Origin of the sequence: Pseudomonas oryzae (assembly GCF_900104805.1) — a bacterium.
Lineage (GTDB): Bacteria > Pseudomonadota > Gammaproteobacteria > Pseudomonadales > Pseudomonadaceae > Geopseudomonas > Geopseudomonas oryzae.
Genome location: NZ_LT629751.1, coordinates 1847477 through 1863699, shown reverse-complemented (window position 1 = coordinate 1863699; position 16223 = coordinate 1847477). Strand labels below are relative to the sequence as shown.

The window sequence follows — 16223 nt, the reverse complement described above, 5'->3', positions numbered from 1 at the left end:
GGCGCGCGGGGAGGGCGGTGGTCAGTGGGCGAGGAAGCGGCGCAGGCTGCCCATCTCGCTCTGCACCCGCGGCAGCTTGCTCTGCAGCACGCTGGAGATGTCGGGCACCTGACGGTCGTCGGCATGGCTGACATCCATGCCGACGAAGCTGCCGCTGCTGAACGGCAGCACCAGCTTGTATTCCTCGCCGAGGAAGGCCAGGCGGTCCCAGTCGCCGGCCAGCAGCAGGCGGTCGCTCTGCGGCTGGAACAGGCTGTGGCCGATGGCGTAGTCGCTGCTCGGGTTGTGCACGCCGAGCAGCGGCAGCAGGGTCGGCAGCAGGTCGACGTGGCTGGTGCGCAGGCTTTCCTGATGCGGCGCGCGGCCGGGAATCCACAGCACCAGCGGCACGCGCAGCTGCTCGTCGACGAAGGTGGAGTTGTGGCCCCAGCGGCCCTTTTCCATGAACTCCTCGCCGTGGTCGCCGGTGATCACCACCAGGGTGTCGTCGAGCAGGCCCTTGGCCTCGAGGTGCGCGGTGACCCGCGCCAGCTGGCTGTCCAGATGATGTACGGCGTTCAGGTAGCGGTTGTGGATGCCCTTGATGTCGCGGGACAGGTCCATGCTGGCATAGCTGAAGTCCGGCAGGTAGTCCGGCTCGAGCACCGACTCGGGCGGGAAGTTGTAGTTGGCGTGCGGCGACTCGAAGAACAGGAAGGTCATGAACGGCTTGGCCGGGTCGCGCTGGTCGACGAACTCGAGCAGCCGGTCGACGTTGCGACGGTCGCGCGCCCAGGTGTCCCCCTGGTCGTCCTCGACCATCTGCGCGCGCGGCACCTTGACGAACAGGGTCTTGTCGAATTCCGGATAGCTGAAGCGCGCGCTGGTGAACAGCTTGATCTGGTAGTCCTGCTGCTGCAGCACGTCGATCAGCGGGCTGCCGACGCGGGCGTCGAGCACCGGGAACCACAGGTTGGCCGGCAGGCCGTAGAACTGGCTGAACATGCCGATGCGCGTACCGTTGCCGCCGGAGAAGTGGCTGACGAAGTGTTGCGCGCGCTGGGCGAAGGCGTGGGTCTGCGGCATCACCCGCTCATTCAGGGTATCGGCGCGCCAGGATTCGGCGACCAGCCAGACGATGTTCAGCGGCCTGGCCGGCGCCTCGATGCGCAGCGGCGCCTGCGGGTAGCGCAGCTTGCCCTTCAGCTCGGCGCTGGCGACCTCCATGCGCTGCGGGCGCTCCAGGCCGAACTGCTTCTCCAGCACCCGGCGCATGGTCAGCGGCTGGTAGAAGGGCACGCGCTGGGCGCTCTCCAGCACCGGGCTGTAGCCGTAGAAGTGGCCGACGCCGTAGCTGACCCGCTCGCCCAGGGTGGCGACCAGGAACAGTGGCAGCACCCAGGCCAGCCGCGGCGCCGGCAGGCGCAGGCGGGCCACGCCGCGGGCCAGCAGGCGCAGTACGCCCTGGCCGGCGAAGATGGCGGCGGCGAGCAGCGCCACCTCGCGCTCGGTGGACGCCGAGGAGCCCAGCGCCTCGATGCCGCCCGGGGTGGTGAGGATGTTCCAGACGAAGCCGTTGAGGTGGAAGCCGTAGAGCTGCCAGAGCAGGTGATCGCCGTACAGCGCCAGCTGCACCAGGCCGGCCAGCAGCACGGCAAGCACGGTGCCGGCGCGCGGCGCGAAACGGCCGGCCAGGCGGCTGAGGGCCCAGGCCGGGGCGATGAACAACAGGGCATAGCTGCCGATCAGCACCAGCTGGTAGCCGAGCACCAGGGGGGTGGCGGCGAGGTCGAAGAAGCGCCCCAGATGCAGGGCGACGGCCAGCCAGGTCAGCAGCCAGTAGAAGGCGTCGATGCGCCGGGAAAGGGCAAGGGACATGATGGAGCTCGTTGTTGGTTTTCTTGTGGTGGGGCGAGTGTGCCAGATCGATGGCATATGCCAACTGGTTCTCAGTCTGCCGTGGCAGGCTTAATCGAGGCTTAAGGCAGCCGCCAGCCCACCGCACGCTGGTCGCTATTGCGACAGAAAGTGGACATTGTCGCCCCGCCTGTCGTTCCCGGCGCGCTGTCGATCATTCCCAGGTCATTGAAGTGGAAGGGAAATTTCAATTGGCACAAATCGTGTAGGCGATCCCTTGCCATCGCCGCCAGGGGCAGCCTCGAGTCGCTGCCGCGCACGCGACGGCAGGTGACTTGTGTGGAGTGTTCCCCAGCGGAGAGCGCGCGATGCTGATTCCCGTATTCAAGCTCGATACCCCGGCCGACCTGGGCCTCAAGGCCATCGCGTTCAGCGTGCACGGCCTGGATAACCGGGCGCCGTTGCCGCGCCTGCTGGAGCGCCTGGCCAGCCTGCGCGCCGCCTTCGACGCCGAGCACAGCCTGAGCGGCCAGCAGGGCTTCCATGCCCTGCGCGAGCTGATCGGGCGCACGCCGAGTGCCTTCCCGCCGCTGCCGCAGGCGCTGTTCGAGCGCTACCTGGCCCACGGCAGCCTGCCCGCCGTCTCCCCACTGGTCGACCTCTACCAGCAGTGGTCGCTGAACAGCGGTCTGTCGATCTGGGCCCACGACCTGCAGCACCTGCGCCTGCCGGTGAGCCTGGCGCTGAGTCGCGGCGGCGAGCGTTTCCTGGTGCGCCGCGGGCTGCCGCCGGTGCGCCTGCCGGCCGGCGAGTACACCTACTTCGACGGCGATGGCCAGGTGCTGTGTCGCATGGAGTACCTGCAGTCGGCGGCCACCGCGGTGAGCGCCGCGACCCGCTCGGCGCTGCTGGTGATCCAGGGCCACGCGCAGACCGACAGCGACTACCTGTACGCGGTGGCCGAGGGGCTCAAGATGGACCTGCGGGCCTGTTGCTGCGGCGAGAGCGCCAATGTGCGTCAGCCGCGTCGGCGCGCGGTCGCCTGAACCCGGTCGGCGCAATCGCTCGCCCGGGCCGCGGCCCGGACGGCAACCCCCTCGGCAGTGCCGGCCGGTTCGGCGCGCTGGCGGAGCGGGGCTTCAGCGCGCGGGCTGGCCGCACAGCTGCAGCAGGCGTCGCACGCCGATCGGCTCCTCGCTGAGCAGCGGCACCACCGCGTAGCGGCGGGCATGCCGGTCGGCCACCGTCTCGATCTCGCGCAGCTCGCTCCAGGCCCGCTGGCGCAGCAGCGGCGAGTCGGTATGGGCCGCGGCGACGCTGTTGTTGATCACCCAGGCCCAGGGCTCGATGCCGGCGCGGCGCAGGTCGGCCTGCAGGTTGGCGGCCTCCAGCACCGGCGTGGTCTCCGCCAGGGCGACCAGCAGCACCTTGGTCTGCTGCGGATCCTGCAGCTGCATCATCGGCGTGGTGAAGCGCATGTTGCTGCCGCTCATCTGCCGCTCGATCTCGCGGTGGTAGGCGCCGGTGGCGTCGAGCAGCAGCAGGGTGTGGCCGGTCGGCGCGGTGTCCATCACCACGAACTTGCGGCCCGCCTCGCGGATGATCCGCGAGAAGGCCTGGAACACGGCGATCTCCTCGGTGCACGGCGAGCGCAGGTCCTCGGCCAGCAGCGCCTTGCCGTGCTCGTCGAGCCTGGCGCCCTTGGTCGCCATCACGTGCTGGCGATAGCGCTCGGTCTCGGCGTGCGGGTCGATGCGGCTCACCGTCAGGTTGTCCAGCGAGCCGGCGAGGGTTTCGGCCAGGTGCGCGGCCGGGTCGGAAGTGGTCAGGTGCACCGGCAGGCCGCGCCGGGCCAGCTCCACCGCCACCGCGGCGGCGAGGGTGGTCTTGCCCACGCCGCCCTTGCCCATCAGCATCACCAGACCATGGCCGTCGGCGGCGATGTCGTCGACCAGCCCGGCCAGGCTCGGCGCCTGCGGCGCGGGGGCGGGCGGCACCGGCTCGAGGTGCGCGTCGGGCTCGCCGTCGAGCAGCTGGCGCAGCGCCGCGACGCCGACCAGGTTGAACGGCTTGAGCGCGATACGGTCGCAGGGCAGCGCGCGCAGTGCCTCGGGCATGGCCGCCAGCGCCGCCTGCTCGCGCTGGCACACGGCGGCGGCCAGGGCGTCCTGCGCGGCCTCGAGCGGCGGCAGCACGCCGTTGATTACCAGATACTGCTGGCGCAGGCCGATGGCGGCGAGCTCCTCGTGGGTGCGTGCCACCTCGCGCAGGGTGGCCTGCTGGGCGCGCGCCACCAGCACCAGGCGGGTGCGCTGCGGATCGGCCAGCGCCTCGACCGCCTCGCGGTACTGGCTGCGCTGCTTGTCCAGCCCGGCCAGCGGACCGAGGCAGGAGGCGTCGCCCATGCCGGCGTCGAGGAAGCCGCTCCATGCGCCGGGCAGCTGCAACAGGCGGATGGTGTGGCCGGTCGGTGCGGTGTCGAACAGGATGTGCTGGTAGTCGGCGGTCAGCGCGGAGTCGACCAGCAGCGCGGTGAACTCGTCGAAGGCGGCGATCTCGGTGGTGCAGGCGCCGGACAACTGCTCCTCCATGCCGCGCACCTCGTCCTCCGCCAGCTTGCCGCGGGCCGGGCCGACGATGCGCTCGCGGTAGGCCGCGGCGGCGGCCTGCGGGTCGATCTCCAGCGCCGCCAGGTTGGCCACCGCCGGCACCGGGGTGATGCGGTTGCCGATGGCGATGTCGAACACCTGGCCGACGTTGGAGGCCGGGTCGGTGCTCACCAGCAGCACCCGCTTGCCGCTTTCGGCCAAGCGGATGGCGCTGGCGCAGGCCAGCGAGGTCTTGCCCACGCCGCCCTTGCCGGTGAAGAACAGGAAGCGCGGCGGTTGTTCGAGAAACTCCATGGGACTTGCCTCCATCATTTCTGGCTCAGGCCGCGCTCGTACCAGGCGCGGCTGTTGTTGATCATGCGCACCAGCCACAGCATCACCGGCACCTCGATCAGCACGCCGACCACCGTGGCCAGCGCGGCGCCGGAATCGAAACCATAGAGCACGATGGCCACCGCCACCGCCAGCTCGAAGAAGTTGGAGGCGCCGATCATGGTCGACGGGCCGGCCACGTCGTGGCGTACCCGGAACGAGCGATTGAGCCAGTAGCCGAGCGCGGCGATGAACAGGGTCTGCAGCAGGATCGGTACGGCGAGCAGGCCGATGACCAGCGGCTGCGCGACTATGGCCTCGCCCTGGAAGGAGAACAGCAGCACCAGGGTGGCCAGCAGGGCGAGGATGGAGAACGGCGAGATCCTGGCCAGCGCGGCCTGGAAGGACGCTTCCCCCCGCTTCATCAGTCGGGCGCGGAAGAACTGGGCGATGGCCAGCGGGATGACGATGTACATCAGCACCGACAGCAGCAGGGTGTCCCAGGGCACCGGGATCGACGACACGCCGAGCAGCAGGGCGACGATGGGCGCGAAGGCGAACACCATCACCAGATCGTTGAGCGCCACCTGGGTCAGGGTGAAGTTGGCGTTGCCGTTGCACAGGTTGCTCCACACGAACACCATCGCCGTGCAGGGCGCGGCGCCGAGCAGGATCAGCCCGGCCATGTAGCTGTCCAGCTCGCCGGCCGGCAGGGCGTCGGCGAACAGCACCTTGACGAACAGCCAGCCGATCAGCGCCATGGAAAACGGCTTGACCGCCCAGTTGACGAACAGGGTGATGCCCATGCTGGCCTTCTGCTGGCGTACCTCGTGCAGCGCGCCGAAGTCGATCTTCATCAGCATGGGGATGATCATCACCCAGATCAGCACGCCGACCGGGATGTTGACCTGGGCCACCTCCAGCGCACCGACCGCCTGGGCCGCCCCCGGCACCGACAGGCCGAGCAGGGTGCCGGCGACGATGCAGAGGAACACCCAGAGGGTCAGGTAGCGCTCAAAGAAGCCGAGCGGGGCGCCGGCGGCCTGCTTGGCCGCCACTTCACAGGGGCTGGACATCGGGGGTGGGTTCCTTCTCGTGCGACGTGTAGGCGGCCTGTCATCGGATCGTCATCGGGGACAGGGCAGAATCTGCGCGAACCATAACATGCGGAAAATCGAATATTCATGATCGGCGGTGAAAATCCTGCCGGAGCTGATCCAGGTCAGTTGGCGAGCAGAACGGCTTTACGGGATATTCGTTCTGGCATATGTTTTCGATCCCGACCGCCCGCGAGTGCCTCCGATGGCCGAACACCTGACCCCGCCGCTGCTGTGCAAGAGCCTCGCCGACGATACTCGCGCGCGCATCGCCCTGCTGATCGCCCGGGAGGGCGAGCTGTGCGTCTGCGAGCTGGTCTGCGCCCTGGGCGAGAGCCAGCCGAAGATCTCCCGCCACCTGGCCCAGCTGCGCAGCAGCGGCCTGCTCGCCGACCGCCGCCAGGGCCAGTGGGTGTTCTATCGCCTGCATCCGGACCTGCCCGACTGGGTCCACGACCTGCTCCGGCTGATGCTCGACTCCAACCGCCACTGGCTGAGCCCGGAAACCACGCGCCTGGCGGCCATGGGCGAACGGCCCGCGCGCAGCGCCGCCTGCTGCTGAGCCCGTCGCCCTCATTTACCCAAGGAACGATACCGTGTCCCATCCCTACGACATCCTCGGCGTCCCCGGCTGCTCCGGCCGCCTGATCTTCACTCCCTGCCCGGGCAGCAAGGACACCAGCGTGGCTGACGCCCTCGATACCCTGCGGGCGGCCGGCGCCGAGGCGCTGATCACCCTGATGCCGGCCGTCGAGCTGGAGCAGAACCAGGCCGCCGAGCTGCCGGCGCTGTGCGCCGCGCGCGATCTGGAGTGGTTCCACCTGCCGGTGGCCGACGAGCAGGTGCCGCTGGCCGATTTCGACAGCGCCTGGACGCAGGCCCGCGAGCGCATCGCCGGCCTGCTCGGCGCCGGCCGCAGCATCGCCATCCACTGCAAGGGCGGTTCCGGCCGTACCGGGCTGATCGCCGCGCGCATCCTGATCGACCGCGGTCTGCCGCGCGTCGAGGCGGTGGCCATGGTCCAGGCCCTGCGCCCCAAGGCCATCCAGCATCCGGCGCACGTCGCCTGGCTCGGCCAGTTCGACGCCGAATAAACCTTCAGCGGAAACGGAGAGAACCAGACCATGACCATCAAGGTAGGCATCAACGGCTTCGGCCGTATCGGACGACTGGCCCTGCGCGCCGCCTGGGGCTGGCCGGAGCTGGAGTTCGTGCAGATCAACGACCCGGCCGGCGACGCGGCGACCCACGCCCATCTGCTCAACTTCGACTCGGTGCACGGCCGCTGGCAGCATGAGGCGAGCAGCGACGGCGACTGCGTGGTGATCGACGGTCAGCGCATCCGGGTCACCGCCAACAAGGCCATCGCCGACACCGACTGGTCCGGCTGCGATCTGGTGATCGAGGCCAGCGGCAAGATGAAGACCGTCGCCGTGCTGCAGGCCTACCTGGAGCAGGGGGTCAAGCGCGTGGTGGTCAGCGCGCCGGTCAAGGAGGCGGGCGCGCTGAACATCGTCATGGGCGTCAACGACCAGCTGTTCGACCCAGCGCAGCATCGCATCGTCACCGCCGCCTCCTGCACCACCAACTGCTTGGCCCCGGTGGTCAAGGTGATCCACGAGGCGCTCGGCATCCGCCACGGCTCGATCACCACCATCCACGACCTGACCAACACCCAGAGCATCCTCGACCAGCCGCACAAGGACCTGCGCCGTGCCCGCGCCTCGGGGATGAGCCTGATCCCGACCACCACCGGTTCGGCCACCGCCATCGCCGAGATCTTCCCCGAGCTGCGCGGCCGCCTCAACGGCCACGCCGTGCGCGTGCCGCTGGCCAACGCTTCGCTGACCGACTGCGTGTTCGAGGTGGAGCGCGCGACCACGGTGGAGGAGGTCAACGGTCTGCTCCAGGCCGCCGCCGCCGGCCCGCTGCAAGGCATCCTCGGCTACGAGGAACGCCCGCTGGTATCGATCGACTACCGCACCGACCCGCGCTCGTCGATCGTCGACGCGCTGTCGACCATGGTGGTCAACGGCACCCAGGTGAAGATCTACGCCTGGTACGACAACGAGTGGGGCTACGCCAATCGCACCGTCGAGCTGGCGCGCAAGGTCGGTCTGGCCGGCTAACTGGTCGCTTTGCGCAGGGCGGGCCAGGCCGCAGGCCGTAACCCGCCACCCGGCCGAGAGGCCGGCAACGCGGATGCCTGCGGCATCCCTGGTGGGTTACGCCGCTGCGCGGCTAACCCACCCTACGGTTTCCTGTCGGGCAGGCGAGGCTGGTCGGTTGACCAGTAGGGGCGAATTCATTCGCCGGCGCGGCTCCGTCAGGCGAATGAATTCGCCCCTACACGATCTGCCACACGGGTTCCCCTATGCACGCCCTGTCCCGCCTTGCCCCCGAAGTCCGCCAGTACCTGCTGGTCACCGGCAACTACTGGGCCTTCACCCTCACCGACGGCGCCCTGCGCATGCTGGTGGTGCTGCACTTCCACGGGCTCGGCTACAGCCCGCTGGCGATCGCCGCGCTGTTCCTGTTCTACGAGATCTTCGGCGTGGTCACCAACCTGGTCGGCGGCTGGCTGGGCGCGCGCCTGGGGCTGAACCGCACCATGAACCTCGGCCTCGGCCTGCAGGTGGCGGCGCTGCTGATGCTGACCGTGCCGGCGGCCATGCTCACCGTGCCCTGGGTGATGGCGGCGCAGGCGCTGTCCGGCATCGCCAAGGACCTCAACAAGATGAGCGCCAAGAGCTCGATCAAGCTGCTGGTCGCCGATTCCCGGCAGGGCACCCTGTACCAGTGGGTGGCGCTCCTGACCGGATCGAAGAACGCGCTCAAGGGCGTCGGCTTCTTCCTCGGCGGCGCGCTGCTGAGCACCCTCGGCTTCACCGGCGCGGTGCTGGCGATGGCCGTGGCGCTGGCGCTGATCTGGCTGGCCAGCCTGGTGACGCTGAAGAAGGATCTGGGCAAGGCCAAGAGCAAACCCAAGTTCCGCGACCTGCTGTCCAAGAGCCGGGCAATCAACATCCTCTCCGCCGCCCGTTTGTTCTTGTTCGGCGCCCGCGACGTGTGGTTCGTGGTGGCCCTGCCGGTGTACCTGTCCGCCAGCTTCGGCTGGGACTTCTGGCAGGTCGGCGGCTTCCTCGCCGTGTGGGTGATCGGCTACGGCTTCGTGCAGTCGTTCGCCCCGTACCTCACCGGCAAGCGCAGCGGCCGGGTGCCGGACGGGCGCGCCGCCTGCGTCTGGGCGCTGCTGCTGGCCGGCCTGCCGGCGGCCATCGCCCTCGGCCTAGGCAGCGACCTGCCGGCGCAGGGCGTGCTGATCGGCGGCCTGCTGCTGTTCGGCGCGCTGTTCGCCGTCAACTCCTCGCTGCACAGCTACCTGATCGTCAGCTACGCCAAGGAGGACGGCGTGTCGCTGGACGTCGGCTTCTACTACATGTCCAACGCCCTCGGCCGGCTGATCGGCACCCTGCTGTCGGGTTGGGTGTTCCAGGCCTGGGGCCTCGAAGCCTGCCTGTGGGTGTCCAGCGCCTTCGTCGCGCTCGCCGCGCTGATCTCGGTGGCCCTGCCGCGGCATGCGGTGACCGCCCCGGCCCCCTGACGCGGGTGCGCCTGCTGCCGTCCGTTCGCGGATCTGCCAGACTGGAGACGAGAGCCGTTGCCGCTCGCGGCGCTGCCTGATCCTCGCCCCGTGCCGGGGGAAAAGTCGGCACCGGGACCGCCCGCCGCGCAGTGCACGGCTCGACGCTGCACAACCTCCGTCGAGAAGAGGGCATCACCATGACCATCAAGGTAGGGATCAACGGCTTCGGCCGCATCGGCCGCATGGCCCTGCGCGCCGCCTGGGGCTGGCCGGAAATCGAGTTCGTGCACATCAACGACCCGGGCGCCGACGCGGCGACCCACGCCCATCTGCTCAACTTCGACTCGGTGCACGGTCGCTGGCGGCACGAGACGCGCGCCGACGGCGACGGCCTGCTGATCGGCGAGCGGCGCATCCGCGTCACCGCTTGCCGCACCATCGCCGAGACCGACTGGTCCGACTGCGACCTGGTGCTCGAGTCCAGCGGCAGGATGACCCAGGCGGCGCTGCTGCAGGCCTACCTCGACCAGGGCGTCAGGCGTGTGGTGGTCAGCGCGCCGGTCAAGGCGCCGGGCGTGCTCAACGTGGTGATGGGGGTGAACCAGCAGCGCTTCGATCCGGTCGAGCACCGTATCGTCACCGCCGCCTCCTGCACCACCAACTGCCTGGCGCCGCTGGTCAAGGTCATCCACGAGAACCTCGGCATCCGCCACGGCTCGATCACCACCATCCACGCGCTGACCAACGACCAGAGCCTGCTCGACCAGCCGCACAAGGACCTGCGCCGCGCCCGCGCCGGCGGCCTGAGCCTGATCCCCACCAGCACCGGCTCGGCCAGCGCCATTGCCGAGATCTTCCCCGAGCTGCGCGGCCGCCTGAACGGTCACGCCGTGCGCGTGCCGCAGGTCAGCGCCTCGCTGACCGACTGCGTGTTCGAGGTGGCGCGCGCCACCACGGTGGAGGAGGTCAACGGCCTGCTCAAGGCCGCCGCCGCCGGCGAGCTAGCCGGCATCCTCGGTTTCGAGGAGCGCCCGCTGGTGTCCTGCGACTACTGCGGCGATCCGCGCTCGTCGATCGTCGACGCGCTGTCGACCATGGTGGTCAACGGCACCCAGGTGAAGCTGTACGCCTGGTACGACAACGAATGGGGCTACGCCAACCGCGCCATGGAGCTGGCGCGGTTGGTCGGTGCGGCGGGCTGACTCGCCAGCGCGACTCCCGCGCCGCTGCGCGGGAGTCGGCCGGGTTTCAGTTCGCCTGTGGCCGGTGGTTGCCGTCGAACTCCAGGGACACCGGGTTGAGCACCATGCTCGGGGCGGGGCCGCGCCGCGTGCCGGGGTTGATGTAGTTGCGCTGGATGATCTTCAGCGCCTCGCCGGGCGACAGCAGGGTCTTGGGGATCTCGGCGCACCACGGGGTCAGGCCCGTGCAGTCGCGGGCGAAGTAGTACACGTAGAAGTTGCTATGCGAGGCGCTGAGCTTGCCCTGGAAGCGCTGTGCGCTGCCTTCCAGCAGCGGGTCGTCGCGGTTCAGCAGGCCGACCAGCGCCGGGAACCAGTTGACCGACAGGCTGGTGTAGGTGGCGTTGCCGGTCATGGTGCCGAGGGTGCCCACCACCGCGACGACTTCGCCCCGGTCGATATGGTGCGACGAGCTGATCTGGTAATCGGCATCCTGGGTGTCGCCGAGGCAGTTCATCGGCCCGCGTGGCAGGGTGATCGGCGGCTCCGGTTGCGGGGGACCGTCGTGGCCGAGGCAATGCTGGCCGACCAGGTCGACCCATTGCGACAGGCTCCGGAAGTCGCTGATCACGCCGTTCTGTTGCCACTCCTCCTGCACGGCCGCCACCAGGTTGGCGAGATCCGTCTCCAGGGTGTGTTCGTCGAAATTCGCCGTCTTGGTCTCGTACGCCGGGATATCGAACGGTTTGGCCGGGATGTCGTCGCCGGTGGCGCGGACGCGCAGGATGGTGAGCGGCAGCCGCTGGCGCCACTGCTCGCCCAGCACCTCGTCGTTCGGCATCGAATAGCGGATATAGGTGATCAGATCGTCGGCTTCGGCGCCGTAGCCCACGTTGACCAGACCCGGGGCGACCGCTTCGGTGAACACCTGGGTGGCCTCGATGCCCGGTACCCCGGCGAGCGCGGCGGTCATGCTGGCGGCCATGTCCTGGTCGGGGCTGATCACGAAGTAGCGCTGTTGCCCCCAGCTCGTCTGGCTCTGCTCCTCGATGACCAGGTTGTTGGTGCTGTCGCCGATGCTGGCGACCATCAGCCTGCGCTCGGGGTTGGGCGACGGTGCGAAGACGATCTCCTGCAGGTCCTTGGCATCTTCGAGGATCTCGTACACCGGATCCTCCGTGTTGAGGCTCGCCTGGCGGGTGTACACGTTGGTGCCGATGCCGAAGTAGCGCGCCGGCGGCGGCATCTCGGCGAGGACCACCAGCGCCTCCCGCTCGCCCAGCCGGTAGTTGGGCGCCATGTTGCGCCGTCCGGCGGCGATCGCATGGTGCAGGCTGCGGTCGACGAACTCGTCGCCCCAGCGCGGCAGGAAGGCCATCACGTAGGGCGCGGTCGGATTGTTGCCGTAGCAGTAGCCGACGGTCTGCAGGGCATACTTGCAGTCATCGGCCGACCACAGCTGCCAGTAGCCGCGCGCCACCTCGTAGCCGCTGGCTTCGAGGCTGGCCCTGAACTGCTGGACCTTCTGCTCCAGCGAAGGCGGTAGCCGGTTGGCCTTGCTCAGGGGATCGGTCGCCGCGCTGGCGTGGGTGGAAAGTACGCCGAGGAGTACCACGGCGCATGTGGTAATGCATTTCATCTAACACCTCGTGATATGGTCAGAGGGCGTCTGAAATACATCCTTGTCCGAGGGCGCGGGAAACTCTCCCGCGCGAAAGTCCCCGCAGAGTATGGGTCATTGACCGCCGTTGCGCGGGGGGCGTGGCCTGATTTTCCACCCAGGCTTCCCGGCGCCGGCCGAGCTGCCGTCACGCCGCTCCGCCCGGAGCTACCCTTGAGACAGGCGCCGGATGCCTGCGCTCCGCCCTGACTTCTGCTCCGTTTCGAATCCATAGCCCCGATGAACATCGACAATCGCATCAAGTTCCGCCATCTGGTGTGCTTCCTCGAGATCGCCCGCCAGCGCAGCTTCGCCCGCGCCGCCGACAGCCTGGCGGTGACCCAGCCGGCGATCTCCAAGACCCTCAAGGAGCTCGAGGACATCCTCGGCCATCCACTGTTCGAGCGCGGCAAGAGCGGCGTGACGCTGACCGCCGCCGGCGAGACCTTCCTGCGCTACGCCGGGCCCTGCGTGCAGGCGCTGCGCGACGGGGTGAGCGTGGTGCGCGGCAGCGAGCCGCTGGGCGGCGAGGTGCGCGTCGGCGCGCTGTCCACCGTGGAGAGCCGCCTGCTGCCCGAGGTCATCGCCCGGCTGCACCGTCGCCACGGGGCGCTGGCGATCCAGGTGGCCGGCGGCTCCAGCGCCCAGCTGCTGGCCCAGCTCAAGGTTGGCGAGCTGGACCTGGTGGTCGGCCGGATGACCGACAGTCCGGAGATCCAGGGGCTGATCTTCGAGCACCTGTACAGCGAATCCATGACCCTGGTGGTCCGCGCTGGCCATCCGCTGCTGGCGCTGGGCACGGAGGCGCTGGCGCGGCTGGCCGACTATCCGCTGGTGCTGCCGCCGGCCGGCACCACCATCCGCAAGTACGCCGACGGCCTGTTCGTGCAGTGGGGCATCCCGCCGGCCAGCCAGCGCCTGGAAACCTTGTCCATCGCCCTCGGCCGGCGCTACGTGCTGGACAGCGAAGCGATCTGGGTGGCGCCGCAGGACGCGGTGAGTCATGACCTCGCCGCCGGGCTGCTCGCCGAGCTGGCTCTCGGCATCCGCGAGCCGGGCGGCTCCATCGGCATCTGCACCAGCAGTGCGCGGCCGCTGCCGGCGGCGGCGCAATGGTTCTGCGCGGCGCTGCGCGAGGTGGGCGGCGAGCGTGCGGCCGAGCAAGGGTAGGGCGAGCAGGGTGGCAATCCATAACTGAATGGTTATGGACCAAGCAGTACAATTCAATTTCCTCGAGGCAAGGAGCCGGGCAGACTGACCTCACTCAGATCCGCTCCGACAACTCCAACAAGAGGAACGCAGCATGCACGACGCGGAAAACAGCCGGTTCGTCACCCGTGACCGCAACTGGCAGCCGAAGGCCTACACCCCCGACTACAAGACTTCCGTGCCGCGCTCGCCGCGCCAGGCGCTGGTGAGCATCCCGCAGTCGATCTCCGAGACCACCGGCCCGGACTTCTCGCACCTCAAGCTCGGCAAGTACGACAACGACCTGCTGCTCAACTTCAACAACGGCGGTCTGCCGGTGGGCGAGCGCATCATCATGTTCGGCCGCGTGGTCGACCAGTACGGCCAGCCGATCCCGCACACCCTGGTGGAGATGTGGCAGGCCAACGCCGGCGGCCGCTACCGCCACAAGAACGACCGCTACCTGGCGCCGCTCGACCCCAACTTCGGCGGGGTCGGCCGTACCCTGACCGACGCCAACGGCAACTACTTCTTCCGCACCATCAAGCCGGGTCCCTACCCGTGGCGCAACGGCCCCAACGAGTGGCGTCCGTCGCACATCCACGTGTCCATCGCTGGCCCGTCGATCTCCACCAAGCTGATCACCCAGATGTACTTCGAGGGCGATCCGCTGATTCCGAAGTGCCCGATCGTCCGCACCATCGCCAACCCGGACGCCGTGCAGACCCTGATCGGTCGCCTGGACATGAGCATGGGCACGCCCATGGACAGCCTGGCCTACCGCTTCGACATCGTCCTGCGCGGCCAGCGCAAGACCCACTTCGAGAACCAGTGAGAGAGGAGCCGACCATGAATTTCGACCTGCTGCCGGAAACCCCTTCGCAGACCGCCGGCCCCTACGTGCACATCGGCCTGGCCCTGGCCGCCGCCGGCAACCCGACCCGTGACCAGGAAGTCTGGAACGAGATGGCCAAGCCGGGCGCCGCCGGCGAGCACATCCTGCTGATCGGCCGCGTGTTCGACGGCAACGGCCACCTGGTGCGCGACTCCTTCCTCGAGCTCTGGCAGGCCAACCACGAAGGCGTCTACGACTGCGCCTACGATCTGGAGAAGCCGTTCAACGGTTTCGGCCGTACCGCCACCACCTTCGATGCCGGCGAGTGGACGGTGAAGACCGTCAAGCCGGGCGCGGTGGGCAAGCAGGCGCCGCACATCAACGTGTCGCTGTTCGCCCGCGGGATCAACATCCACCTGCAGACGCGCATCTACTTCGACGACGAAGTGGCAGCCAACGCCGCCGATCCGGTGCTCAACCTGATCGAGGCGGTGGAGCGCCGGCAGACCCTGATCGCCAAGCGCTGCGAGGTGGACGGCCAGACCGCCTACCGCTTCGACATCCGCATCCAGGGTGAAGGCGAGACGGTGTTCTTCGACTTCTGATCGAAGGTTTCGCCCTGTCGTTGCCCACCCAAACCCGCGTTGCCAGGGCATTCGCATGAATGGCTTCCGGGCCTGATCAATCCGCTGTAGGGGCGAATTCATTCGCCAAAAGTGCCCCGCCAAGGCGAATGAATTCGCCCCTACGGACCGGAAAATTGGTTTCATGCGAGTGCCATACCCGCGCTGCCCCACAGCGCGGGTTCGTCATGTCGAGAACTCCGTGCCGATGTCCGCCGTCCAGCCCATTCCCGCCAACCTCGCCGCCACCCTGCGCCAGCGCTTCGCCGAGCAGCTCGCCGAACGTGGCCTGAGCGCCGACCCCGCCCAGCAGACTGCCTTCGCCCTCCTGGCCGACTGGCTGCAACGCCAGCTCGACGGCCGCCGCGGCTGGCTGCGCCGGCACAGCGGCGAGGTCTACCTGTGGGGTGGGGTAGGGCGCGGCAAGAGCCTGCTGCTCGACTGCTTCTTCGCCGCCGCGCCGCTGGCGGCCAAGCGCCGCGTTCACTTCCACGCCTTCCTGCAGGACGTGCAGCAGCGCCTCTTGCGCTTCACCGGCCAGCCCGACCCGCTGGCGCTGGTCGCCCGCGAGCTGGCCGGCGAGGTGCGCCTGCTGTGTTTCGACGAATTCCACGTCCACGACATCGGCGACGCCATCCTGCTCGGCCGCCTGCTCCAGCACCTGCTCCACGAGCAGGTCGGCGTGGTGCTCACTTCCAACTACGCGCCCGCCGCGCTCTGCCCGAATCCGCTGTATCACGAGCGCTTCAAGCCGTTCATCCGGCTCCTCCAGCAACGCCTCACGGTTATCGAGCTGGACGGCGGCCGCGACTACCGGCCGCTCAGTGCGCGCGACTGGGGCCGCTACTGCTGGCCGGCCGCCGGCGCCGAGGCGCATCTGGCCGCGGCGCTGGGCCTGGCGAAGGACGGGGCAGGGGAGACACTGGCGGTCAACCGCCTGCGCCTGAGGCCGCTGGCGCGCAGCCAGGACTGCCTGTGGCTGGAGTTCGCCGAGCTGTTCGAGGTGCCCAGCGCCACCGCCGACTACCTGTGGCTGTGCCGGCACTTCGCCTGCCTGGCGATCAGCGGCATCCCGCCGCTGGACCAGCGCTCGCTGGACGTGCAGCAGCGCTTCCTCAACTTCGTCGACATCGCCTACGACAGCGGCGTGCAGCTGCTGCTCGGCAGCGCGGTGGCTCTCGACGAGCTGTGCGTGGCGCACGCGCCGGCCGACTTCGCCCGCACCCGCAGCCGGCTAGCGCAGCTGCGCGCGGAGGATTGCGATAATCGGACTTCGGTTCGATAATCGGATCGCCG

Annotated in this window: 14 protein-coding genes; 10 read left to right on the top strand and 4 right to left on the bottom strand. The window is 69.0% G+C overall.

Going from position 1 to position 16223, the window contains the following annotated elements:
* Positions 1 to 21 precede the first annotated feature (21 nt).
* On the bottom strand, positions 22 to 1857 hold the full coding sequence (locus BLT78_RS08340; RefSeq protein ID WP_090348530.1) for a sulfatase-like hydrolase/transferase: 1836 nt from the start codon (positions 1855 to 1857) through the stop codon (positions 22 to 24).
* 347 nt (positions 1858 to 2204) lie between these two features.
* Between BLT78_RS08340 and BLT78_RS08335 the strand changes: the two genes are divergently transcribed.
* Positions 2205 to 2882, top strand: coding sequence for a phenylalanine--tRNA ligase beta subunit-related protein (locus tag BLT78_RS08335; protein ID WP_090348529.1), 678 nt, complete (start codon positions 2205 to 2207; stop codon positions 2880 to 2882).
* Between the two features lie 93 nt (positions 2883 to 2975).
* Here the strand turns inward: BLT78_RS08335 and arsA are convergent, their stop codons facing one another.
* Both arsA and arsB read right to left on the bottom strand, forming a co-directional pair.
* Positions 2976 to 4739: an arsenical pump-driving ATPase gene (gene arsA / locus BLT78_RS08330; protein WP_090348528.1), complete on the bottom strand. Its 1764-nt coding sequence runs from the start codon at positions 4737 to 4739 to the stop codon at positions 2976 to 2978.
* A 14-nt stretch (positions 4740 to 4753) separates the two neighbouring features.
* Positions 4754 to 5833: an ACR3 family arsenite efflux transporter gene (arsB, locus tag BLT78_RS08325; protein WP_090348527.1), complete on the bottom strand. Its 1080-nt coding sequence runs from the start codon at positions 5831 to 5833 to the stop codon at positions 4754 to 4756.
* 226 nt (positions 5834 to 6059) lie between these two features.
* Between arsB and BLT78_RS08320 the strand changes: the two genes are divergently transcribed.
* The 5 genes from BLT78_RS08320 (at position 6060) to BLT78_RS08300 (ending at position 10642) form a co-directional block, all read left to right on the top strand.
* On the top strand, positions 6060 to 6416 hold the full coding sequence (locus tag BLT78_RS08320; protein WP_090348526.1) for a metalloregulator ArsR/SmtB family transcription factor: 357 nt from the start codon (positions 6060 to 6062) through the stop codon (positions 6414 to 6416).
* Between the two features lie 34 nt (positions 6417 to 6450).
* Complete coding sequence (locus tag BLT78_RS08315; RefSeq protein ID WP_090348525.1) at positions 6451 to 6948, top strand: phosphatase domain-containing putative toxin; 498 nt, start codon at positions 6451 to 6453, stop codon at positions 6946 to 6948.
* A 30-nt stretch (positions 6949 to 6978) separates the two neighbouring features.
* Entirely contained in the window at positions 6979 to 7983 is a 1005-nt protein-coding gene (locus BLT78_RS08310; protein WP_090348524.1) for an ArsJ-associated glyceraldehyde-3-phosphate dehydrogenase, read from the top strand.
* A 245-nt stretch (positions 7984 to 8228) separates the two neighbouring features.
* Positions 8229 to 9458: an organoarsenical effux MFS transporter ArsJ gene (arsJ, locus tag BLT78_RS08305; RefSeq protein ID WP_090348523.1), complete on the top strand. Its 1230-nt coding sequence runs from the start codon at positions 8229 to 8231 to the stop codon at positions 9456 to 9458.
* A gap of 179 nt (positions 9459 to 9637) precedes the next feature.
* On the top strand, positions 9638 to 10642 hold the full coding sequence (locus BLT78_RS08300) for an ArsJ-associated glyceraldehyde-3-phosphate dehydrogenase (protein ID WP_090348522.1): 1005 nt from the start codon (positions 9638 to 9640) through the stop codon (positions 10640 to 10642).
* 46 nt (positions 10643 to 10688) lie between these two features.
* On the opposite strand, the gene BLT78_RS08295 is transcribed toward BLT78_RS08300, so the two are convergent.
* Entirely contained in the window at positions 10689 to 12260 is a 1572-nt protein-coding gene (locus BLT78_RS08295; RefSeq protein ID WP_157719507.1) for a hypothetical protein, read from the bottom strand.
* 261 nt (positions 12261 to 12521) lie between these two features.
* Here BLT78_RS08295 and pcaQ point away from each other — a divergent pair, with 261 nt between their 5' ends.
* The 4 genes from pcaQ (at position 12522) to zapE (ending at position 16212) form a co-directional block, all read left to right on the top strand.
* Positions 12522 to 13451, top strand: a complete 930-nt coding sequence (gene pcaQ / locus BLT78_RS08290; protein WP_090348520.1) for a pca operon transcription factor PcaQ — start codon at positions 12522 to 12524, stop codon at positions 13449 to 13451.
* Between the two features lie 133 nt (positions 13452 to 13584).
* A complete protein-coding gene (gene pcaH / locus BLT78_RS08285; protein ID WP_090348519.1) occupies positions 13585 to 14304 on the top strand; it encodes a protocatechuate 3,4-dioxygenase subunit beta in 720 nt (239 codons plus the stop codon).
* 14 nt (positions 14305 to 14318) lie between these two features.
* Positions 14319 to 14909 carry a protocatechuate 3,4-dioxygenase subunit alpha gene (gene pcaG, locus BLT78_RS08280; RefSeq protein WP_090348518.1) on the top strand — a complete coding sequence of 197 codons (591 nt, stop codon included), beginning with the start codon at positions 14319 to 14321 and terminating at the stop codon, positions 14907 to 14909.
* A 226-nt stretch (positions 14910 to 15135) separates the two neighbouring features.
* Positions 15136 to 16212, top strand: a complete 1077-nt coding sequence (gene zapE / locus BLT78_RS08275; RefSeq protein WP_090348517.1) for a cell division protein ZapE — start codon at positions 15136 to 15138, stop codon at positions 16210 to 16212.
* The last annotated feature ends 11 nt before the right edge of the window (positions 16213 to 16223 follow it).

What these genes read in the sequence shown, in the direction of transcription:
- arsA (WP_090348528.1), bottom strand. Translation starts at nt 4,739, where the DNA reads ATGGAGTTTCTCGAACAACCGCCGCGCTTCCTGTTCTTCACCGGCAAG.
- BLT78_RS08335 (WP_090348529.1), top strand. Translation starts at nt 2,205, where the DNA reads ATGCTGATTCCCGTATTCAAGCTCGATACCCCGGCCGACCTGGGCCTC.
- BLT78_RS08320 (WP_090348526.1), top strand. Translation starts at nt 6,060, where the DNA reads ATGGCCGAACACCTGACCCCGCCGCTGCTGTGCAAGAGCCTCGCCGAC.
- BLT78_RS08340 (WP_090348530.1), bottom strand. Translation starts at nt 1,857, where the DNA reads ATGTCCCTTGCCCTTTCCCGGCGCATCGACGCCTTCTACTGGCTGCTG.
- arsJ (WP_090348523.1), top strand. Translation starts at nt 8,229, where the DNA reads ATGCACGCCCTGTCCCGCCTTGCCCCCGAAGTCCGCCAGTACCTGCTG.
- pcaG (WP_090348518.1), top strand. Translation starts at nt 14,319, where the DNA reads ATGAATTTCGACCTGCTGCCGGAAACCCCTTCGCAGACCGCCGGCCCC.
- zapE (WP_090348517.1), top strand. Translation starts at nt 15,136, where the DNA reads ATGTCCGCCGTCCAGCCCATTCCCGCCAACCTCGCCGCCACCCTGCGC.
- BLT78_RS08300 (WP_090348522.1), top strand. Translation starts at nt 9,638, where the DNA reads ATGACCATCAAGGTAGGGATCAACGGCTTCGGCCGCATCGGCCGCATG.
- pcaQ (WP_090348520.1), top strand. Translation starts at nt 12,522, where the DNA reads ATGAACATCGACAATCGCATCAAGTTCCGCCATCTGGTGTGCTTCCTC.
- pcaH (WP_090348519.1), top strand. Translation starts at nt 13,585, where the DNA reads ATGCACGACGCGGAAAACAGCCGGTTCGTCACCCGTGACCGCAACTGG.
- BLT78_RS08295 (WP_157719507.1), bottom strand. Translation starts at nt 12,260, where the DNA reads ATGAAATGCATTACCACATGCGCCGTGGTACTCCTCGGCGTACTTTCC.
- arsB (WP_090348527.1), bottom strand. Translation starts at nt 5,833, where the DNA reads ATGTCCAGCCCCTGTGAAGTGGCGGCCAAGCAGGCCGCCGGCGCCCCG.
- BLT78_RS08310 (WP_090348524.1), top strand. Translation starts at nt 6,979, where the DNA reads ATGACCATCAAGGTAGGCATCAACGGCTTCGGCCGTATCGGACGACTG.